The following is a 22,358-nucleotide window of genomic DNA, read 5'->3' on the forward strand; positions in this document are numbered from 1 at the left end:
ATGAGCGATACATCTGCTCCTCAACACCTTCAGCGCAAGCTCGGGGCTCGACACCTGAACATGATTGCGATTGGTGGATCGATCGGCACAGGCTTATTCCTTGCTTCAGGTTCTACCATTGCTAACGCAGGCCCTGGGGGTGCGTTACTGGCATATGCTTTAATCGGTATCATGATTTATTTCTTGATGACCAGCTTAGGTGAATTAGCAACGCACAATCCAACATCGGGTGCTTTCTTTACCTATGGTAGCCGCTATGTCGAAGATGGTTTTGGTTTCGCCTTAGGTTGGAACTACTGGTATAACTGGGCCATTACAGTTGCCTTTGAATTGGTTGCAGTCCAATTCATCATGAAATTCTGGTTCCCGGATATCCCTGGGTTTTACTGGAGTGCAATCTTCCTTGCCATTATTTTTGCAATTAACGCTTTAACAGTAAAAGGTTTTGGCGAAAGTGAATTCTTATTCTCTTTGATCAAAGTAATTGCCATTATTGTCTTTATCGTGATTGGTATCTGGATGATTTTTAAAATCATGATGACGCCTAATGTATCAGTATTCCAACACTGGACTTATAAAGATGCGCCTTTTGTCGGTGGTTTTCAGGCACTGATTGGTGTAGCAATGATTGCTGGATTCTCATTCCAAGGCACAGAGATGGTCGGCGTTGCTGCTGGCGAGTCAAAAGATCCTAAAAAGACCATTCCACTAGCGATTAAGCAAATTTTCTGGCGCATTTTACTGTTCTATATCTTGTGTATCTTCATCATTGGCACACTGGTTAGTTATGATGATCCACTGTTATTAAAAGCAGCGCAAAGTGAAGATATCGCGCTGTCCCCTTTCACACTATTGTATGAAAAAGCTGGTTTTGCCTTTGCTGCAAGCTTGATGAATGCGGTTATTCTCAGTGCAATTTTATCTGCGGGCAACTCAGGCATGTACTCTTCTACCCGTATGTTATTTGATATGGCTAGAGAAGGCCGTGCGCCAAAATGGTTCTCCAAATTGGATGTTCGTGGTGTACCAATGAATGCACTTTATGCAACCACTGCAGTTGCTGCACTGTGCTTCTTAACCACATTTATTGGTGAGAAACAGGTGTTTAACTGGTTACTCAACATGTCAGGTATGTGTGGTTTCATCGTATGGCTAGGGATTGCGATTTCACATTATCGTTTTCGTAAAGGCTATATCGCTCAAGGTTATAAAGTTGAAGATCTTGCCTATCGTGCCAAATTCTTCCCTTTTGCACCTTGGTTTGCATTCATCTTATGTTCGATCATTATTCTAGGTCAGAACTATCAAGCACTATTAGGTGGCAAAATTGATTGGTTAGGCTTAATTTCTACCTATATCAGTATTCCACTCTTCTTAGCCATTTGGTTAGGTTATAAATGGAAACACAAGACCAAACTAATTGCTTATAAAGACATGAACGTGAAAGAAGGCGAATAAAATCGCTTTTTACTTGACCCAAATGAAAATATGAGTAGAATCTCGCTCATATTTTCAACGATACTAACGATATAGGAGGACGACAGCATGCCATTAACACTAGGAACAACACAGTAAGATTTGGCACTGTCGACTCACGGACAAGTGTACAAATCTAATGATCACTTGTCCGAATGCTCTATTCAACCTAGCATTCGCTAGGTTTTTTTATGCCTATTCGGACCAAATATTAAAATATCCCGAGACAAGAAAATGGGCATACAAAAAATACTCAACGCAGATGCACAATATGGCGTTCCAGTGAAAATCTTCACTAACGATATTGATAGCGAAAGTATTGAACAACTCAAGAAAATGGCGCAACTACAATTTGTTTATTCACATATTGCAGTAATGCCAGATGTACATGTAGGCAAAGGTGCAACTGTAGGCAGCGTGATCCCAACCAAACATGCGATTATCCCTGCTGCTGTCGGTGTTGATATCGGTTGTGGTATGAATGCAATTCGACTCAACCTCAAAGCATCACAACTTCCAAACAACCTTGCGCCATTACGCCATGCCATTGAACGTAAGGTCCCTGTCGGCTTTGAATTACATAAACAAGTAAAAGCAAAAGCATCTAGTATTATTCCGCTAGAAAAGCGCTTACAACCCATCATTAAAAAACATCCCGGCTTGGTTCGAATGCTAAGAAAATTTGATGCAACTTGGCAAAAACAACTGGGAACTTTAGGAGGTGGTAATCACTTCATCGAACTCTGTCTCGATGAAAATCAGGATGTTTGGGTGATGCTGCATTCTGGCAGTCGTGGTTTAGGCAATGTCATTGGAACCTATTTCATTGAATTGGCAAAGAAAGAAGCGCAACACCGTTTTGGCCATGTTCCTGACAAGGATTTGAGTTACTTTGCAGAAGGCTCGCATAGTTTTAGCGACTATGTTGAAGCAGTTGAATGGGCACAGGAATATGCTTTCGAAAATCGACGCGAAATGATGCGTCTTATTTTAGAGGCGATTCGCCCGCTTCTACCGCCTTTTCAAATGACCAAAGAAGCGATTAACTGCCACCACAACTATATAAGTCGAGAAACTCACTATGGTGAAGAGCTGCTAATTACACGTAAAGGAGCCATTCGGGCAGGGTTCGATGAGCTAGGCATCATCCCGGGTTCAATGGGAGCACGCTCCTATATTGTTAAAGGTAAGGCTGACCCTGAATCATTCTGCTCATGTTCCCATGGTGCAGGGCGAAAAATGAGTCGCAGTAAAGCAAAGCTGCTGTTTAACCAAGATGACTTGATTCAACAGACTCAAGGCATCGAATGCAGAAAAGACAGTGCGGTAATTGATGAAATTCCGGCTGCTTACAAAGATATTGATCAAGTTATGGCAAACCAATCCGACTTGATTGAAATCGTGCATACCCTCAAACAAGTTTTATGTATCAAAGGATAATCAGATGAAACTCAAACAAATGCCAAAAATTAAAGTCCGTAACCCTGTAGCGCTTTCGCCTTTATTACACAAAGGTGGAGTTCATGAGACAGAAAAACCTAGAGCACAACATCGTCGTGAAAGACAAAATACCAAGCAGCAGTTAAAAAAAGAGGTATGGTAAATAATTAATCATTATTGAAATATCTTAAAACCATTAAATAAAAAGGAGAATCTCAATGTTTTATCACTTAGCCTCCCCATATAAAAAAAGCGACTCTGACGAGTCGCTTTTTTTTCAGTTCATAAACTCAAATTATTGAGCTTGTTGACCTGGTTGTACAAGAACAGTACGGCTACCAGAAATCGCAGCGAATACGCGACGGTTCATAGCACGACCTTCTTTAGTTTTGTTGTCAGCAATCGGTTGATCCCAAGCGAAACCTTGAGTTGTCAAACGAGTTGCATTTACGTTGTATTCGTTAACAAGTGCAGATTTAACAGAGTTAGCACGTGCTAAAGATAAACGTTCGTTCAACTTACGTGGACCTGTGTTATCTGTGTGACCTTCAATACGAGCTGTCGCATTCGGGTATTCAGCTAACTTCTCTGCAACTTTAGCAATTTCAGACTTGTACTGTGGCTTGATGTCTGACTTGTTCGTATCAAAGAATACGCGAAGTTCCATGTTAAGGTCTTCAGTCAACTCTTGTGGCTGTGGAGCAACTGGAGTTGGCTCAACTGGAGCAACTTCTACAACTGCTGCAGCTGGTTTCAAGTGACCACCAAGAACTACGTTTAAGCCAGCAAGTGCTGTATAGTTCCAGAAGTCTTCATCGATGTTATATGTACCACGAGCTTCAGTACGAAGAGATAAAGCATCGTTTAAGCGCCAGAAAGCACCAAAACCAGCATTACCTAAAGTACCTTCTTCTTTATTACCACGAGTACCACGGTTTACATCATCAAATGTATATTTGTAGTGACCAGCACCTAATAATACATATGGCTTGATTTTGCTGTCATAGTTTTTAGTGATTAAATCAGAAGTAACATAGAAGTTACCGTTGATTTGCTGTTGCTTGTATTCAGCGTTAGCAGCAGCACCGTCTACATCACCTTTAACTTGGTTATATTCAGCTTCAAAACCTAACCATGGTGTTAATTCAATACCTAATGCAGCACCAACAAATAAATCATCCTGAAGCTCAGGACCATTTGTTAAATGCTTATCACCATTGTTGTGTTTAGTGTCTTGGAATGTGTAACCAAGCATTAATGGAGTTACTGTTACGCCTGCATTCGCAGCAGCTAACGGAGCAGCAACAAGCATAGCAAGTGCAATACGACTCAATTTCATGGAATATCCTCCAAAAACAAAAATTGTTTGTTATGTAAACTCTAATAATCTCTGAATACTGAGAAATAGTTTCATTATATCTTTTTCAGTTATTCACCTCATGTAGAATCATACAAATACCTGATCAATTTTCCAAGTATTTGACAACATTCAGCTAGCAGCCACTGAAAATTACCTATTCCTCTCCCAAAAACCTAGAAAATTCTAATTTAGCAACATATCTAATAACGCGAAGAGAGCTTATCACTTTTTAATCAAAATTTTAACAAGCTATAAAAATCTTTTCAACGAAACTAAATAATCTCAAGTAAATATCCAAAATTAAAGCAAGATTATTCTAGTTTTAAATACTTATGTTTTAGTTTTACATCAATGCTACAAAAACGTATACATCCATAAAAAAAGCGACTCTGACGAGTCGCTTTTTTCAGTTCATAAACTCAAATTATTGAGCTTGTTGACCTGGTTGTACAAGAACAGTACGGCTACCAGTGATCGCAGCGAATACGCGACGGTTCATAGCACGACCTTCTTTAGTTTTGTTGTCAGCAATCGGTTGATCCCAAGCGAAACCTTGAGTTGTCAAACGAGTTGCATTTACGTTGTATTCGTTAACAAGTGCAGATTTAACAGAGTTAGCACGTGCTAAAGATAAACGTTCGTTCAACTTACGTGGACCTGTGTTATCTGTGTGACCTTCAATACGAGCTGTCGCATTCGGGTATTCAGCTAACTTCTCTGCAACTTTAGCAATTTCAGACTTGTACTGTGGCTTGATGTCTGACTTGTTCGTATCAAAGAATACGCGAAGTTCCATGTTAAGGTCTTCAGTCAACTCTTGTGGCTGTGGAGCAACTGGAGTTGGCTCAACTGGAGCAACTTCTACAACTGCTGCAGCTGGTTTCAAGTGACCACCAAGAACTACGTTTAAGCCAGCAAGTGCTGTATAGTTCCAGAAGTCTTCATCGATGTTATATGTACCACGAGCTTCAGTACGAAGAGATAAAGCATCGTTTAAGCGCCAGAAAGCACCAAAACCAGCATTACCTAAAGTACCTTCTTCTTTATTACCACGAGTACCACGGTTTACATCATCAAATGTATATTTGTAGTGACCAGCACCTAATAATACATATGGCTTGATTTTGCTGTCATAGTTTTTAGTGATTAAATCAGAAGTAACATAGAAGTTACCGTTGATTTGCTGTTGCTTGTATTCAGCGTTAGCAGCAGCACCGTCTACATCACCTTTAACTTGGTTATATTCAGCTTCAAAACCTAACCATGGTGTTAGTTCAACACCTAATGCAGCACCAACAAATAAATCATCCTGAAGCTCAGGACCATTTGTTAAATGCTTATCACCATTGTTGTGTTTAGAATCTTGGAATGTGTAACCAAGCATTAATGGAGTTACTGTTACGCCTGCATTCGCAGCAGCTAACGGAGCAGCAACAAGCATAGCAAGTGCAATACGACTCAATTTCATGGATATCCTCCAGAGATAACAATTGTTTGTTGTGTAAGCTCAGCCTATGATTTTTCGTCCTGCGAAAGTATATTCAGCAGTATTTTTTTCAGCTATTCACTTCACTTTGAATCATACAAACACTTGATGAATTTTCCAAGTGCTTGATAACTTTAACCTCGTAAATTATTGACAAAATTTCTTACAATTTCCGTTGTAGTTCAGTAAATTTTCAATTCCCATTAGATATCTTATTGAATTATTGTTTATGAAGTTATGTTTTAGTATATCTTAACTATTTTTTTAATAATTCTCACCATCAAGATTAAATTTACACTTAAGGCTATGTTTATAAAAAAGTTAATAAAAATAGATAGGTAAATATGTTTAGATCTTTTGGCTTTAGTTTAATTGAGTTGATCATTACTACTGGAATCTTGGCAATTTTGAGTGCGCTTGCACTCCCCTACTTCCGAGAAATGATGATCTCAAGCGAAGCAAACCACCTCAAAAGAACTCTCACAATTCATATACAAAAAGCAAAGACTGACGCACAACTTCATCATAAAAATGTGATGCTTTGCCCAAGTTCAGATTTTGAAAACTGCCATAAAGATTGGAATAAAGGCTTTATCGGATTTATTGATACCAATCGAAATCATCGTCGTGATCAAGCTGAAAGACTACTCTTTACCGTTCCTCTCAACCATAAATATGGTAACCTCAATTTTAAATCTTTTGGGCAATCGCCTAACTACCTTATCTTTCAAGCAGAAAATGGACTCCCTTTTGCATCTAATGGCAGTTTTGTCTACTGTTCAGAGTCACCACAGCACCATACTAAAATTGTTTTAAGCCGTATGGGCAATATACGTTTTGAAAAGCTCTCCACCTGCTAAAAACTCTTCAGTCTAGCCTAAAATAGTTAAAACACTTTATTCCAATCCTTTTTTTACTATACTGCTTAAGTTTGGAACATTTTTATAAATTATAAGTGTGGAGACACATCATGACTGATATCGTAATTGTTAATGGCGCGCGTACAGCAATGGGCGGCTTCCAAGGTGCATTATCTGGTGTAACTGCGCCAGAATTAGGTGCTGTTACCATTAAAGAAGCAATTGCGCGTTCTGGTCTACAACCGACTGACGTAGAAGAAGTAATCATGGGTTGTGTTTTACCAGCTGGCTTAAAACAAGGTCCAGCACGTCAAGCTATGCGAAAAGCAGGCTTACCAGACTCTACTGGCGCAGTGACAATCAACAAACTTTGTGGTTCTGGTATGAAAGCTGTGATGCAAGCAGCAGATATGATCAAAGCAGGGAGTGCAGAGATCGTTGTCGCTGGTGGTATGGAATCGATGACCAACGCACCATATGTTTTACCTAAAGCACGTGCTGGCTATCGCATGGGTCATGGTGAGATTAAAGATCACATGTTCCTAGATGGCTTGGAAGATGCTGAAACAGGCCGTTTGATGGGTTCATTTGCTCAGGATATGGCAAACAAACGTAGCTATACACGTGAACAAATGGACGACTTTGCTATTCGTTCATTACAACGTGCACAGAAAGCGATTACTGAAGGTTACTTTAAAGATGAGATTGTTGCTGTAACTGTTTCTACTCGCAAAGGTGATGTTGTTGTTGATCAAGATGAACAACCATTAAGTGCGAAAATCGACAAAATTCCATCATTAAAACCAGCATTTGCAAAAGATGGCACGATTACAGCTGCAAATGCGAGTTCAATTTCTGATGGCGCATCTGCACTGGTATTAACATCAAGCGACGTTGCGGCTCAACGTGGTTTAAAACCTTTAGCGAAAATTCTTGCAACTGCATCAAACTCTCAGCACCCTTCAGAATTTACCATTGCACCAGTAGGCGCAATTGAAAAAGTTTTGAAGAAAGCAGGCTGGGATGCTCAAGACGTTGATCTTTGGGAAATTAACGAAGCTTTCGCAATGGTGACCATGTGTCCAATTGATGATTTCAAATTAGATGCAGCAAAAGTAAATATTAATGGTGGTGCTTGTGCTCTAGGTCACCCTGTTGGTTCTACCGGTTCTCGTATCATCCTGACATTGATTCATGCACTTAAGCGTACTGGCGGTAAAAAAGGTGTTGCAGCCTTGTGTATCGGTGGTGGTGAAGCGACCGCTGTTGCGATTGAATTGATCTAAATATTTTTCAATCTGATCAAAAAAAATCCTGCTTGATGCAGGATTTTTTTATTTTAGGATTACAAAAAATAATGCATCTATAGTCAAAATATCGATAAGTTATGCTGTGTATAAAAAAACAACAAGGAGTACATCATGCAACTTAATCATTATCTAAATTTTAAAGGACAAACAGAACAAGCATTCAACTTTTATAAATCTGTATTTGGTGGTGAATTTGCCATGCTCAGCCGTTATGGCGATATGCCACCTACTGAAGGCGTCAGCCTTTCAGAAGCTGATAAAAACCTGGTTTTACACGTTTCTTTACCCATCAATGAATTTACCGTATTGATGGCTTCAGATGTTAATGATCAATTCTGCGCTCAAAATAGCGTATTTACCCAAGGCAACAACCACTATATTTCAATTAATCTTGACCCAGATGAGCAAGACGAAGCACAACGCCTCTTTGATGCCTTGTCTGCAAATGGTCAAATTGAAATGCCTCTAGAAAAGACCTTCTGGGGCGCACTGTATGGTGCGTTTACCGATCAATTTGGGATCAAATGGATGATTAATTGCCAGTTAGATGGGTAAGTTGAACCAATAAAACATGACTTCATAGAAATACATCGTTATTTCTATGAAGACTACACATCAATATTGGAATACTGCGCGATAATCATAAGTCCAATCGTAATAAACCCAATGCCTACCCACCCTGCTAAATCAATATGCTGCCCTAAGAAGACCTTAGCCAAAGCAGCTGTTGCAATAACACCAAGCCCTGACCAGAGCACATATAAAATCCCAGCCTGCATATATTTCAAAGCAATCGCAGCACAAGCAAAAGAGATAAGGTACAAAACCAATGCGATGCCTTGATCAAGTTTATTCACTAAACCATTGCCCTTCGCAGAATAAAATGTCGACAGCACATCAGCGGCAATCGCAAAAAGCAACCACACCACCCCAGGATTTATTTTTAAAATAAAGTTCAGCATTTTATTCTTCAATTGATTTACTAAAACGATGCCCCATAAAAAAGCTGAACCGTAGTTCAGCTTTTTTGATCTCTAGTGACTTATGCACCAGTTTGATAACTTGCTTGTGGCACAGCAGTAGAAGCTTGATAAGGATTGGTAAAATCTTGAAGCCCAGCAGCTGCTTCATGAATATCTTTACCTTCTTTGACTACAAATGTATCAAAGCCAGAACGTTTTAAATAGTTTAAAACATCCTTAAAGATATCACCGACTGCGCGTAACTCACCTTGATAACCTTGGCGACGTAATAAGGCAGCAAATGAATAACCACGGCCATCATTAAAACCAGCAAATTCAATAAAAATGGCATCAAGCTCATTCAATGGAAATTCATGAGTTTCAGGTGAATCATTGACTGTGATGTATAGGGCTTTTTTGCCTTGTACATTTGCCAATTGATCCAACTGCGCAGTTGTTACAACCACATCACCTTGTGGAAGTACGCCATCTTCGGCAATGACTTGATAAGTATTGTCTGCAATTGTGCCATCTTTAAAGAGCACTTGTAGCGTTGTATTAAGCATAAGCACGCTCCTTAAATGGTTGAATACCAACACGGCGATAGGTATCAATAAAACGCTCACCTTCTGTACGTAAGTCAAGGTAAGTATTCAAGATTTCATCAATCACATCTGGTACAACTTCAGCAGCAAATGACGGTCCTAAGATATCACCGAGTGATGCATCATGATCTGCATGACCACCTAAAGTGATTTGATAGAACTCAGCACCTTTCTTATCGACACCTAGAATACCGATGTTACCGACATGGTGATGGCCACAAGCATTCATACAACCCGAAATATTCAGATCAAGTTCACCTAAGTTATAGATGGTGTCTAGATCATCAAAACGACGGCTGATTGCTTCTGAAATTGGAATCGATTTGGCATTTGCCAATGAGCAGAAATCACCACCCGGGCAACAGATAATATCGGTAATAAAGCCAATATGTGCACGTGCCATGTCGCTGTGTTCAAGCGTTTGCCACAATTCGAATAAATCTTTCTGCGGCACATCGACCAATGAAATATTCTGTTCGTGCGTAGTACGGAACTCACCGAAAGTGTATTTATCGGCTAAATCAGCAATTAAATTCATTTCTTCAGTGGTGACATCACCTGGCGCAATACCTGCGCGCTTCAAAGAAATCGTGACAATACGATAGCCTTTCACTTTATGTGCATTGGTGTTGACGTTAAACCACTGTTTGAATTTCGGATGTGCAGCGAATAAGTCTGTGAAGTCTTGATCTTCTAAATCTTGATAATCAAATGGTGTAAATTCTTCATCCAATTTTTTCAAGATTTCAGGTTGAATCTTCAATGCTTCACGCGTGTGCTCAAATTCTGCTTCCACTTTTTGTGCAAATACTTCTGGTGTTAAAGCTTTCACCAAAATTTTGATACGCGCTTTATATTTGTTATCACGACGGCCATGTAAGTTATAAACACGCAATGTCGCTTCTAAATAAGCAATCAGATCTTCACGAGGTAAAAACTCACGGATCACACTACCAATAATTGGGGTACGACCAAGTCCACCACCAACCATGATTTTATAGCCCATCTCGCCCGCATCGTTACGTACTAGATACACACCGATATCATGGAATGCAGTTGCAGCACGATCTTTCTCTTCTAAAGCCGAAACTGCAATTTTGAACTTACGTGGTAAGAAGGCAAATTCAGGGTGAAACGTACTCCACTGACGAATTAATTCACAAGTCGGACGTGGGTCAGCAATCTCACCTGCAACTACACCTGCAAACTGGTCAGTTGTGGTATTACGGATACAGTTACCTGACGTTTGTACGGCATGCATTTGTACCGTTGCCAGCTCAGCTAGAATGTCAGGTACATTTTCCAATGCGGGCCAGTTCAACTGAATATTTTGACGAGTTGAAACATGCGCATAGCCACGATCATATTCAGTCGCGATCTCAGCAATTTTTCTTAATTGTTTAGTATTCATCAAGCCATACGGCACAGCAATACGAAGCATAGGCGCATAGCGTTGCACGTATAAACCATTTTGCAAACGTAGTGGACGATATTCGTCTTCTGTTAATTTTCCTGCTAAATAGCGTTCTGTTTGATCGCGAAACTGAGCAACACGTTGGTTAATCAGTTGTTGATCGAAATCCGTATATAAATACATGGCGTATGGCTAGTCATTCATTATAAAGGCGACTAGCATAGCGAGCTTTTATTCATCAACAAAATGCTTTTTTTGCATATTTAATAACGGTTTTATTGATAAGCCTATCTAATTGCCATAAAAAGAAAAAGCCCAGATAAATCTGGGCTTTTTATCTCCCCTCACTCTGAGCCAAGATTATAGTGGCGTAAGGATTAAATTAGGGAACTCCTCCCTTTGACAAAGGGAGGTAGGGAGGGATTTAAGGTAAAGCGTACGCAACGAGATAATCACCCATTTTGGTACCGAATGAACCATGTCCACCAGCCATAATCACCACATATTGTTTACCATTTGCTTCATAAGTCATTGGTGTTGCTTGTCCACCTGCTGGTAAACGTGCTTCCCATAACTTATCGCCATTTGAAACATTAAAGGCACGGATGTAATTATCTTGTGTTGCACCAACAAACATCACATTACCCGCAGTCGAAATCGAACCGCCTAAACCTGGTACACCAATTTTCACTGGTGGTAACTGGAATAAGGTTGGTAAGCTGTCACGAATGGTACCAATACGTTTTTTCCACACCACTTCATGTGTTTTTAAGTCCACACCAGCGACAAAACCCCAACCTGGTTGTTTACATGGTAAACCCAATGGAGATAGGAACGGACTAATATCAACACCGTATGGTGTACCATACATCGGTTGCATGCCCTGCTCAGTACCAGCACCACGTGCCACAGGTTGACGGTTTGGATCCGCTGGAATTAAACGACTCACGAATGGCAAGCCAATCGGGTTCATGACCGCGACCTGACGATCAGCATTCACTGACATACCGCCCCACTCAAATACACCCAAGTTTCCAGGGAATACCAAGGTTCCATTTTCAGAAGGTGGTGTATAAATACCATCGTAATTCAGTCGTTTAAATTTCACACGACACATCAACTGATCAAACATGGTGGCACCCCACATGTCTTTATCAGTCAATTTATCTTTAGGTGCTAAATCAAAGTCAGAGAATGGTTGAGTTTTTGAGTAGAACTCACCTTTGGTTTGTGGACCCCATTTCACAGTTTGCGGAACAGGTTTCTCAGTAATTGGTACAATCGGCTGACCATTACGACGGTCTAAAACAAAGGCATTCCCTGTTTTAGTCAATACATAAATCGCTGGGACCGTTTGACCTGATTTATCTTGAATATCAGCCAATGACGGTTGTGATGGTACGTCCATATCCCACAAATCGTGATGTGTGGTTTGGAAGTGCCATACCAGTTTACCCGTGGTTGCATTGATCGCCAGCATTGAGTTGGCATAACGCTCTTTCAACTCAGTACGATCTCCACCCCAGATATCTGGTGTACCCACACCTGTCGGAACATAGACGATATCTAGTTTTGAATCATAGGCAAGTGGCGCCCATGCATTTGGTGAATTATGAACAAACTGCGTGTCTTGACCTGGCATTGCATTTGGATCAGCAGCGCCTGTATCAAACACCCACAATAATTTACCTGTGTTCACGTCATAACCACGAATCACGCCGGATGGCTCTTTATTCGAATGGTTATCGGTCACTGAACCTGCAATCACGACAGTAGTACCAGAAACCACACCCGGAGATGTTGGGTTATAACCACCTGGATAAGCATATGGCATGAATTCTTGTAAATTCACTTCACCATTTTGACCAAAGTCAGAACATGCTTTACCTGTATCAGCATTGACCGCAACTAAACGACCATCATTCACAGGAACAAAGACTTTACGCGGACACTCGGTTGAGGTCGACTTTTTCGCCTGTAAGCTGGTTGCAAATTCAGTAGTATTGGCAGCATCGTAGTACATCACACCACGACAAGTTAAATGCTGGAAGGTTTTATCAGTTTTGAGTTTAGGATCAAAACGCCATTTTTCCTTACCCGTTGCAGGGTCAATCGAAATTAAATGTTGATGTGGGGTACACATAAACATGTTATTTCCAATCTTGATTGGCGTTACTTGATTCGTGGTTTCGCCCGAATCATTTTCAGTTCGGAAATCACCCGTGCGTAATGTCCAAGCCACTTTGAGATCTTTGACGTTTTTATCGTTGATCTGTGTCAATGGAGAATAACGTTCACCGCCCTGACTACGACCATATGCAGGCCAATCTTCAGGGGCAATGCCATCCACGGCTTTCGCTTGTGCTGGCTGTGGCGTTTGAATCACACCATTAATTTCTTGTGGATCATTAAAGATCGAGTACACCATCACCACAATTGCAATGGCTAAAGTCGATGATAACGCCACTTTACTTGAAGTGAGGTTATCAATCCCGCGTGTTACAGCAGGAACCAGTAACCACAAACCTAAGATGCCAAGGATATCAAGACGTGGTGCCAGTGCCCAGAAGTCCGTTCCAACTTCCCAAACACCCCAAACCACACTACCTAACATCAATGCCGCATAAACCCACAATGGGCCTGAGGCACGTTTATAGAGTTGTACTGCTACAATGAGTAACAGCACACCCGCAATCACATAATAAAAAGACCCGCCAATTGCTGCGAGCCAGATACCGCCAACGAGCAAGAACAATGCAATGAGGGCGATAATCACCACCGTCAAGGTTCTAAGCCCAGATTTTGAAGCAGATTGATTCATAAGATCACCTTGCATCTTTTATATTTTAGATCCATAAAAAGAAAAAAATCTCTTTTTATGGTCGAGTTCAAAACACAATAAGAACTTTGCAGATATCGCCCATCGTATGAACTACATCTGCAAAATTGCTCAAGTATCAAAATTAGAAAATAGTTTGGAACTTAATACCGCCAACCCAAGTCTTATCCCCATCTTTCAATGCACCTACATGGTGGACATATTGAATATTTGGACGGATGGTGAGCCAGTTGGTTGCATGAATGCCGTAATACAGCTCGGTGTTATATTCTTCATCCAATAGACTATTGTTTTTGTCATTGGCATGAATACGGGCAACACCTAAAGCAATTTCATCTTGAGGACGTTGATCCAACAAACCTTTATAGACCAAACCGACATTTTGCATGTCTTTGATGGCATTGGTTTTAGAATCATGTACTGTGACATTGACAAAGCCCGTCAAACCACGATCTGACTGACCATCATGACGAGTCAATTGTTGTTTCGCAGTAAACCAGCCGCCTTGTTTATGTCCAGTCTTGGCAGGATTCTCAATTTCTGCGGCATCTGCTGTACTGTAGTAATAACCAAAGCGATATTCACCCGGCAGAGCAAGTGCACCTAATTTAGGATTCCATACCACCTCTGCAGGAATGATCGCACCATGTGAACCATCCGTACTCAAGTTAAAACCTTTGCCACGCTGTAAGTTCTCAGGGTTATATTCATACGCCCCGATTTGTGCATAAAGATCTGGCTGTAGGTTATATTTGACCCGCAATGCCCATTGGCTTACTGGCCAGTTGTACCATTGATCACCAACCCAGTTACCCACCTGAGAACCGCATAGCGACAAGTTCTGGAAGTCACAGTTAAAACTGTTGAAATCTTCACCTTCACCGAAACGACCGACTTTAATATCTAAAGCTTGATCTAAAAATTTCTTTTTGATCCAGAGGTCGGTTAAGCGCCAAGTTTGACCACGCCCCCAAACTTCTTGTACAGAACTTTGGTGACCTTGCAAGCCATCTGCAGTTTGTGACAAAGACTGACCATCACGATAAGTCACCGTGATTTGCGCCTCAGTGTCTTGCCAACCTAAAATTTTATTTAGGTCGAAGTTCGTACCTAAAGCCAATTGCCCAGTGAATTCACTGCCATGACTTGAGTGTTGTTTAGAATCTAAAACCCCTGCAAATTCACCAGTGTAATCAGCAGAAAATTTGTAACCCTGTTCTTGCAACGCAGTGCGTTGACCGTTCCAATCACCAAACAGCCATTGACCATTTGGATCAAATGCGGAAGATGCTGCTTGAGTATGTTGTGCGAAAAGACTCAATGATAGAACGGATAAACAAGAAACAATCAAAGATTTAGAGATTGTCATGTTTACGTAACCTTTTATGTTATTGTGTATAAAAGGTTACTCTCATTTTTAAATTACAACTTATTCAAAATGTTAACAAACTGTACAATATTTTAACAATCAGTGATTGGTCGCACATATTTTCTACCATTTACCCTCCCCCAAACCTTGGCCAATAAAAGCATACTTCATTTGTGAACGAGAAAACTTGATCGGACACGCCAACTGAGGTTCGGTTTGTGATGCATTTTCCGATACTGGTACGTCAACCACCCATCCTCTCTGTTGAGCCATTGGCGAGACCAATGCTTCATCCAAGCTGAGTACAGGTTCAACACAAATATCCAAGCTTTGGAATAGCTGTTGCCATTCGGCAAAATTTTGAGTTTTAAACTTCTCCTGCAAAGCTTGCTTTACCGCTTGACGATCTTCTGGATCAAAAGATGTCCCTTTTGCAAGGAGTACAGGTAATTGTAACGCTGTAGCCAAGCCTGTCATAAATTGTGGCTCTAAACTTCCCACTGAGAAATAACGACCATCTTTGGTCTGATAATAATCATAGAAGCTTGCACCATTCAGCATTCCCGTCTCGGGTGCTTGCGGCGTTTGTCCTGCCAAACTTGCAGAAGCCGCCATACTATTCAGACTTGCCACACAATCTGTCATCGAAATATCAAGATATTGCCCCAGACCACTGCGTTGACGCTCGACCACAGCAGCAAGAATGCCAATCACTGCATGCAAAGAGCCACCTGCCACATCCGCAATTTGAATGCCTAACGGTGGAGGTCCACTATCTTGACGACCACTGTGCCCAGACACACCAGCCAATGCTAAATAGTTAATGTCATGACCTGCCCGATCTTTATAAGCACCTGTTTGACCATAACCTGTAATCGAACAATAAATGAGTCGTGGATTAATCTCAGCTAAGGTTTCATAGTCCAAGCCCAAACGTCGCATCACATCTGGACGGAACTGTTCAAGCACAATATCAAACTCAGAGATTTTATTTTTGATCAGTTCAATATTGGCCGCATCTTTGAGATCAAGGGCAATCGACTGTTTATTCCGATTCAAATAACTGTGTGCAGTGGCCTGACCATTGGCATAGGGTGGCATAATCCGTACGAGGTCTGGACGAGTCGGTGATTCAACATGGATAACTTCTGCACCCATGTCCGCAAGATACATACTGGCAAATGGTCCTGGTAACAAAGTCGAAAAGTCTAGGACTTTCAATCCCTTTAATGCAGATGGCATAATAATTTTTACTCAATTTGTTCAAATTTTCTTTTATACTAGGTGTGGATAAACACAAAAACAATGTCATGTTCAGCCATTTACCTTGATAGTTTCGGCAATTTAACATGTATACAAGGCGCAATTATTTTTCTTGTCAATTGCCCAATTTGATATTTTAGACGGTTATTTAGGTCAATTATCGTGAATAGTAAAGAAACTGAAGGATTCAATATGAGCCGTGATACGATCAGCATCCACTTCGTGAATGCGGCTTTAACAGGTGTTAAACGCCTAGGCATGGACGTTGAAACGTTACTTTCACATGTCGGCATAGAGGCTGAACTGCTTCGCCAACCGAAGGCTCGAATCTCTCCAGAGCAGTACACCCGTTTTGTAAAAATGTTATGGATGGTTACCCAAGACGAACACGTAGGCTTCGATGTACAGCCACGTCGCTTGGGTACATTCGCAATCATGTGTCAATTGATCATTCATTCCAAAACACTTGGACAAGCACTCGAACTCTCCTCTCAATTCTATAAACTGTTTGGAGATGAATGGTCGGTAAGCTTGGAACGTGACAAACATGAAGCACGTTTAGTCCCCCACATTCCTAAAGCTTTAGATCCTGATCATTTCATTACTGAAAGCATGCTGATGATCTGGCATGGTCTAGCATCATGGTTAATCGAACGTCGCCTACCTTTAGAACGTGTGCATTTTGGTTATGAACGTCCGAATCATGCTGATGAATACGATGCATTGTTCTTCGCCCCAGTGATGCAATTCGATGCACCACGTACCGAAATTACCTTTGCAGCAGATTATCTTGATCTCCCAATCCGTCAAGATGAAAAGACCTTAGAAGAATTCTTGAAAGCAGCGCCTGCCCAGTTGTTAGTGAAATTCAAAAATACGAACTCACTCACTTCACGTATTCGTGATGTATTGAAGAGCCAGATTGGTGAAGAAATGCCAACGCTCAATGATGTAGCGGCAATGTTGTATTTATCACCGCAAACCTTACGACGTCGTTTAGCTGCGGAAGGTAAAAGCTATCAAGGGGTTAAGGATGCCTTACGTCGAGATGCGGCGATTCATTTATTGTTGACTCCAAATCTCACCCTTGAAGATGTAGCTCAACAAGTCGGCTTTAGTGAAACCAGTACTTTCCACCGTGCCTTTAAGAAATGGACGGGAGTAACACCGGGTTTATATCGTCAGTTGCACGGCCATCACAACTAATAACGGTGATAATGTAGTGTTCAACCCTATTATAGAGTTGAACACTACATTTTAAATATGCTAATAATCAAGCAGATCTCTACAGTGTGCTTGAATAGCAATGATCATTAAAAAAGCTGACTTTACTCACCCACAAGTGCAAAATTTGATTTATATTCACTTGCATGGCCTGCATCAAAACACCCCACTTGAACATAGTTTTGCATTAGACCTGAGCAGTCTGCAAAAAGATTCAATTAGCGTCTATACCTTATGGAACAATGAGCAATTACTGGGCTGTGGCGCAATCCAAGAACTGACACCCGACCATGCAGAAATCAAATCTATGCGGACTCATCCTGCCCATTTGCGTCAAGGGGTCGCAGCACAACTACTGAACTACTTACTAGAACTTGCTCAGCAACGTCACTATAAAAGAGTCAGTTTAGAAACAGGAAAAGACGTTCACTTTGATGCAGCAATCAAACTTTATAAGAAGTTTGGTTTTGTTCAAGGTACAGCTTTCGCAGAATATACCGAATCAGCCTATAATCAATTCTTTCATTTAGATTTCTCGAATAAGTCCATAAACTCAAGCTTGGGATGATCTACGTGAATAGCCATTGCTCAATGCCTTTTGGATAAACAGGATATTGAGTCAGTGCGATTTGTTCTCGACTCAACCACTGTGCGATATAGCGATGTCCATTGGGTTCACAACCCTGTATCTCGTATTGCTGATACATATGCGAGTCTACAAATTCAGCATCATATACAAACACAATTTCATGGCCTTGCTGTCCATCAAAGCTAAAGAGATTCTCCATGACACAGACAAGTTTAGGCTGGGTCAGTTGCTGCTGAATTTCTTCCAAGACCTCTCTTTCAATTGCCTGAATAGAGGTTTCCCCAAACTCGATACCACCACCGATCGGTCTGAAAAAATGCTCATCCTTATCGGGATCATACGCTTTTGCAAGTAACACCTTTTCATTATGACGAAATAAGCATAACGCTTTTGCTCGAATAGCCGTCATTACACGGCCTTAATCTGTTCTAAAAATTTTTCTGCTTGTTTTGGAGACGTTAAATGAATAAACCGAATCTGCTGATATCGAGCATCATTCATCATCGCCAAATACTTTTTTCTATTTTTAGCATGATGACTGATCATCCATAAAATAATTGAATCCTTTGACATAAAACTGGTCTTAAAACTTTCTCGATTGTTTGAGTTTGGCCACAATCTTTTTTGCGTGACTGCCCGAGCAATTGCCCGTTTTACTGATCGAAAAAGATTTAAAGAAAATGAATAGTCTAACCAAATAATGGTATCAACATATCTAAGCTTTAAAGCTTGCGTTCGAGAATAGTTACCGTCAAGTACCCATCCACCCGTCGATTGGTCCATTTGACTTTGCAATTTTGGGAAAAATTCGTGATCAGGTGTTTCTTGCCAATTATCCAGCCAGAATAAATCATCCATTTCAATATGAGCCACAGCTAACTTTTGGGCCAGTTGACGAGCAAAAGTGGTTTTTCCAGCAGCAGATGTGCCTACGACATTGATGAATTTCATCTCAAACACCCTATTTTATAAGCTATTATTTCACTCAGATTGAAGATGATTATTTATACCTTCAGATGCGCTAAAAAACGTCTTGTTTGTTTAGGGGAGGTTAAGTGAATAAACCGAATATGCTGATGGTCAGGGTTTTGCATCAAAGCTAAGTATTTTTTTCGGTTTTTCGGATAGGATTTAATTAACCAGATAAAAATAGATTGTTTGGACAGCATCAATTTTAAACTTTCCCTATTATTTGAATCTTCCCATAACTTTTTCCGACTGATCACACGCCCGAATGTACGCTTGGTCAAACGATATAAATTGATATAAAAGGGATAATCTAACCAGATAACGGTATCTACTTTCTCCATCATCATTGGAATAGTGCGGGTATAAAGTCCATCAATGACCCACCCTGTCGCAGCATTTTTCATGGCGACTTTCAGCTTCAAAAACAAGGCTTCATTAGAAGATTCTTGCCAATCATTCAACCAAAGCAAATTATCCAATTCAATATATTGTAATTGTTGTTTTTGAGCCAACTGTCGGGCAAACGTGGATTTGCCTGAACCTGTCGTACCAATAATATTAATAAACTTCATTTGTTATTAGCACAATCAAAAGGCATGTGAGTTTAAACAACTTGCATCGGCTTGTGAACCAGTCAATGCAAGTTATAAATCAATTACTTATCTCGAGCAGCTTGAATCAGTTTCTCAGCATTGTCACCTGTCACCTGCCAAGTGAGACAACGTACACTACCACCCATTGGACAAACACTTTCAGCATTTACAGGAATGACTTTCTTAGAAGTGTTTTGCTTGATGATCGTGAGTGCTTTTTGATCATGTGGCATATTAAAGGTCGGCACATAGATATTGTTATGCGTGACAGTGGCATTTAAATTCACACCGCATGCAGACTCAAACCCTTCCCATTGCCCTTTGGGATTGGTCTTGTATTCAACAGGCACTTCCACAATTTTTGCAGTTGGAAACGAAGCTTTTAACTCCTTCATTACGGTTGTTCTAAATGCTGGTGTTTTTGAATAGTCATTCACCAGCAAAGTATTTTTATCCACCCAACTGACCATGCCATCTGAATGAGCAAGCACTTCTTCATCTGGTTCTAAAATGGCAACTTCGGTTGCACCCAAAGTCGCTTTTAACTCTTGTTTAGCCTCGTTATAGCTAAGCTCATTATCTTCCATAAAACGTGTAGTGGTGATCACACGACCTGCATAATCATCAACAAGGTTACCCCCATCAATCATCAAATCAGTTTTAGCTCTTTGAATTTGATAACGATCAGCAAACTGACTAAAACTTTTTTGCACATCTTTACTTTGTTTCTTGGTCATCGACGCCCAAGTATAGGTAAATTGCACAGGCTGCATTGGGTTGACCGTGGTGAAGTCGCGCATCCAGATATCACGCACATCATCTACCAATAAAATATCTTCAGGCACTTTGCCAGTGAAATACGGCTTAGTGTCTTTATCTACCACAATGACCACATTGTCATTGCCCAAAATCGATTTTGCATAATCAATCTGGAAATCCACAATCCGTTGAAACGCTGATTTATAATAGGGATCATGTACCGAAGGTGCAGATAAAACCAATAACATTTTGTCATCAGCAGTTTGATTTGAATGGGTTTGGCTCACCTTGTTTTTATCCTCGATTGCTTTGTTATTTTCAATATTCCGTCCAGATGAATCACATCCAAAAAGTGACAAGATCAATGCCATAACAGCATAGTGACGCTTTAGTATTATCATGTGCTTTCGCCCATCTTTTCTATCAATCATTTCCAAATGCTAGTCTAATCGAAGATGTCGCAAGACATGCAGAAAAATACCAAATTTAACGCTTGGCTTGATCACTCAGGCAATCTATCAAATTGGCGAAAAGCATCAAACTTGCCAATGTTTATCATCATTGCACTGACACTTAAATTGAGTACACTCGATAAACAACAATTTTAAGGTGATACAAGGAAAACCTATGAGCGAGGCCTACATTATTGATGCCATTCGCACACCACGCGGAAAAGGGAAAAAAGACGGCTCACTTCATGAAGTCAAACCGATTACTTTACTCACATCATTACTGAATGAATTACAACAACGCCATCAACTTGATACTTCAAAAGTCGATGACATCGTCTTAGGTTGTGTCACACCAATTGCTGATCAAGGCGGTGATATTGCTAAAACTGCAGCCATTGCAGCAGGTTGGAATGATGATGTTGCTGGTGTACAAATCAACCGTTTCTGCGCATCTGGCTTGGAAGCAGTCAATTTGGCAGCACAAAAAGTCCGCTCTGGTTGGGAAGATGTGGTGGTTGCTGGTGGTGTGGAGTCCATGTCACGTATCCCGATGGGTTCTGATGGCGGCCCTTGGGCACTTGATCCTGAAACCAACTTAAAATCTTCTTTTGTGCCACAAGGCGTTGGCGCAGACTTGATCGCAACCTTAGATGGCTATAGCCGCAAAGATGTTGATGCTTTTGCAGTAGGCTCACAACAAAAAGCAGCGGCAGCACAGGCCAAAGGTTATTTCGATAAATCAGTCGTACCTGTTAAAGATCATTCGGGTGTACTGATCTTAGAAAAAGATGAATTTATTCGAGGTGCGACCACCGTTGAAGGCTTGGCAAAACTGAATGCCAGCTTTGAAATGATGGGACAAATGGGCTTCGATGCGGTTGCTCTACAAAAGTACCCTGAAGCGCAAAAAATTAACCATGTACACCATGCAGGAAACTCATCAGGCATCGTTGATGGTGCTGCAGTGGTGTTATTGGCTTCTGAAAAAGCCGTCAAAGAACAAGGCTTAAAACCACGTGCCAAAGTACTTGCAACGGCATTGGTGGGTACAGACCCAACGATCATGCTGACAGGTCCTGCGCCTGCTGCACGTAAAGCCTTAGCCAAAGCTGGCTTAACGATTGATGATATTGACCTATTTGAAGTGAATGAAGCATTTGCTGCCGTGGTGATGCGTTTTATCAATGAACTCAACGTTCCAGCTGAGAAAGTCAATGTCAATGGTGGTGCAATTGCGATGGGTCATCCATTGGGCGCAACGGGCGCGATGATTTTAGGAACTTTGCTGGATGAGTTAGAACGTCAAGGCAAAAAACGTGGTCTAGCCACATTGTGTGTTGGTGGTGGAATGGGGATTGCCACTATTATTGAGTTGGTGTAAGGAGCAC

Annotated in this window: 21 protein-coding genes; 9 read left to right on the forward strand and 12 right to left on the reverse strand. The window is 40.9% G+C overall.

The genetic code is table 11. The features are described 5' to 3' along the window. The 3 genes from F3J02_RS12695 to F3J02_RS12705 all read left to right on the forward strand — a co-directional run bounded on the left by F3J02_RS12695 (position 1) and on the right by F3J02_RS12705 (position 3,079). Positions 1 to 1,458: an amino acid permease gene (locus F3J02_RS12695; protein ID WP_167249791.1), complete on the forward strand. Its 1,458-nt coding sequence runs from the start codon at positions 1 to 3 to the stop codon at positions 1,456 to 1,458. A gap of 252 nt (positions 1,459 to 1,710) precedes the next feature. Further along, positions 1,711 to 2,916 (forward strand): RtcB family protein, encoded by a 1,206-nt coding sequence (locus F3J02_RS12700; RefSeq protein ID WP_167249793.1) that lies wholly within the window; start codon positions 1,711 to 1,713, stop codon positions 2,914 to 2,916. Positions 2,917 to 2,920: 4 nt separating this feature from the next. Beyond that, positions 2,921 to 3,079, forward strand: a complete 159-nt coding sequence (locus F3J02_RS12705) for a hypothetical protein (RefSeq protein ID WP_167249795.1) — start codon at positions 2,921 to 2,923, stop codon at positions 3,077 to 3,079. 132 nt (positions 3,080 to 3,211) lie between these two features. Here F3J02_RS12705 and omp38 (F3J02_RS12710) read toward each other — a convergent pair whose 3' ends face one another. After that, positions 3,212 to 4,255, reverse strand: a complete 1,044-nt coding sequence (gene omp38 / locus F3J02_RS12710) for an outer membrane protein Omp38 (protein ID WP_167249797.1) — start codon at positions 4,253 to 4,255, stop codon at positions 3,212 to 3,214. Positions 4,256 to 4,700: 445 nt separating this feature from the next. Further along, positions 4,701 to 5,744 (reverse strand): outer membrane protein Omp38, encoded by a 1,044-nt coding sequence (omp38, locus tag F3J02_RS12715; RefSeq protein WP_167249799.1) that lies wholly within the window; start codon positions 5,742 to 5,744, stop codon positions 4,701 to 4,703. Positions 5,745 to 6,106: 362 nt separating this feature from the next. Here omp38 (F3J02_RS12715) and F3J02_RS12720 point away from each other — a divergent pair, with 362 nt between their 5' ends. The 3 genes from F3J02_RS12720 (at position 6,107) to F3J02_RS12730 (ending at position 8,487) form a co-directional block, all read left to right on the forward strand. Then, positions 6,107 to 6,622 (forward strand): GspH/FimT family pseudopilin, encoded by a 516-nt coding sequence (locus tag F3J02_RS12720; RefSeq protein WP_167249801.1) that lies wholly within the window; start codon positions 6,107 to 6,109, stop codon positions 6,620 to 6,622. A 110-nt stretch (positions 6,623 to 6,732) separates the two neighbouring features. Beyond that, positions 6,733 to 7,908 carry a thiolase family protein gene (locus F3J02_RS12725; protein ID WP_167249803.1) on the forward strand — a complete coding sequence of 392 codons (1,176 nt, stop codon included), beginning with the start codon at positions 6,733 to 6,735 and terminating at the stop codon, positions 7,906 to 7,908. Positions 7,909 to 8,043: 135 nt separating this feature from the next. Beyond that, positions 8,044 to 8,487, forward strand: coding sequence for a VOC family protein (locus tag F3J02_RS12730; protein ID WP_167249805.1), 444 nt, complete (start codon positions 8,044 to 8,046; stop codon positions 8,485 to 8,487). A gap of 53 nt (positions 8,488 to 8,540) precedes the next feature. On the opposite strand, the gene F3J02_RS12735 is transcribed toward F3J02_RS12730, so the two are convergent. The 6 genes from F3J02_RS12735 to F3J02_RS12760 form a co-directional block, all read right to left on the reverse strand. Next, positions 8,541 to 8,894, reverse strand: coding sequence for a DMT family transporter (locus tag F3J02_RS12735; RefSeq protein ID WP_167249807.1), 354 nt, complete (start codon positions 8,892 to 8,894; stop codon positions 8,541 to 8,543). An 80-nt stretch (positions 8,895 to 8,974) separates the two neighbouring features. Further along, positions 8,975 to 9,460: a DUF934 domain-containing protein gene (locus tag F3J02_RS12740; RefSeq protein ID WP_167249809.1), complete on the reverse strand. Its 486-nt coding sequence runs from the start codon at positions 9,458 to 9,460 to the stop codon at positions 8,975 to 8,977. Then, positions 9,453 to 11,096 carry a nitrite/sulfite reductase gene (locus F3J02_RS12745; protein ID WP_167249811.1) on the reverse strand — a complete coding sequence of 548 codons (1,644 nt, stop codon included), beginning with the start codon at positions 11,094 to 11,096 and terminating at the stop codon, positions 9,453 to 9,455. The genes F3J02_RS12740 and F3J02_RS12745 overlap by 8 nt, the downstream gene beginning before the upstream one ends. 241 nt (positions 11,097 to 11,337) lie before the next feature. Next, entirely contained in the window at positions 11,338 to 13,734 is a 2,397-nt protein-coding gene (locus F3J02_RS12750; protein ID WP_167249813.1) for a glucose/quinate/shikimate family membrane-bound PQQ-dependent dehydrogenase, read from the reverse strand. Between the two features lie 142 nt (positions 13,735 to 13,876). Continuing rightward, a complete protein-coding gene (locus F3J02_RS12755; protein ID WP_251111555.1) occupies positions 13,877 to 15,100 on the reverse strand; it encodes a carbohydrate porin in 1,224 nt (407 codons plus the stop codon). 144 nt (positions 15,101 to 15,244) lie between these two features. Then, the gene (locus F3J02_RS12760) at positions 15,245 to 16,363 is read right to left on the reverse strand and encodes a CaiB/BaiF CoA transferase family protein (protein ID WP_167249817.1); all 1,119 of its coding nucleotides are present in this window, start codon (positions 16,361 to 16,363) and stop codon (positions 15,245 to 15,247) included. 213 nt (positions 16,364 to 16,576) lie between these two features. On the opposite strand from F3J02_RS12760, the gene F3J02_RS12765 reads away from it, so the two are divergent. After that, positions 16,577 to 17,590: an AraC family transcriptional regulator gene (locus F3J02_RS12765; protein ID WP_004652394.1), complete on the forward strand. Its 1,014-nt coding sequence runs from the start codon at positions 16,577 to 16,579 to the stop codon at positions 17,588 to 17,590. Between the two features lie 100 nt (positions 17,591 to 17,690). Further along, complete coding sequence (locus F3J02_RS12770) at positions 17,691 to 18,176, forward strand: GNAT family N-acetyltransferase (RefSeq protein WP_167249819.1); 486 nt, start codon at positions 17,691 to 17,693, stop codon at positions 18,174 to 18,176. Between the two features lies 1 nt (position 18,177). Here F3J02_RS12770 and F3J02_RS12775 read toward each other — a convergent pair whose 3' ends face one another. From F3J02_RS12775 to F3J02_RS12790, 4 genes are all read right to left on the reverse strand, one after another. Then, entirely contained in the window at positions 18,178 to 18,606 is a 429-nt protein-coding gene (locus F3J02_RS12775) for an NUDIX hydrolase (RefSeq protein WP_167249821.1), read from the reverse strand. After that, on the reverse strand, positions 18,606 to 19,148 hold the full coding sequence (locus tag F3J02_RS12780; RefSeq protein ID WP_167249823.1) for an adenylate kinase: 543 nt from the start codon (positions 19,146 to 19,148) through the stop codon (positions 18,606 to 18,608). Before F3J02_RS12780 ends, F3J02_RS12775 begins: the two co-directional genes overlap by 1 nt. A 53-nt stretch (positions 19,149 to 19,201) precedes the next feature. After that, complete coding sequence (locus tag F3J02_RS12785) at positions 19,202 to 19,738, reverse strand: AAA family ATPase (RefSeq protein ID WP_167249825.1); 537 nt, start codon at positions 19,736 to 19,738, stop codon at positions 19,202 to 19,204. 83 nt (positions 19,739 to 19,821) lie between these two features. Then, positions 19,822 to 20,919, reverse strand: a complete 1,098-nt coding sequence (locus F3J02_RS12790) for an agmatine deiminase family protein (protein ID WP_167249827.1) — start codon at positions 20,917 to 20,919, stop codon at positions 19,822 to 19,824. 226 nt (positions 20,920 to 21,145) lie between these two features. Here F3J02_RS12790 and F3J02_RS12795 point away from each other — a divergent pair, with 226 nt between their 5' ends. After that, complete coding sequence (locus tag F3J02_RS12795; RefSeq protein ID WP_167249829.1) at positions 21,146 to 22,351, forward strand: acetyl-CoA C-acetyltransferase; 1,206 nt, start codon at positions 21,146 to 21,148, stop codon at positions 22,349 to 22,351. Positions 22,352 to 22,358: the final 7 nt, after the last annotated feature.

Source organism: Acinetobacter sp. Tr-809, from assembly GCF_011753255.1.
Classification (GTDB): Bacteria; Pseudomonadota; Gammaproteobacteria; order Pseudomonadales; family Moraxellaceae; genus Acinetobacter.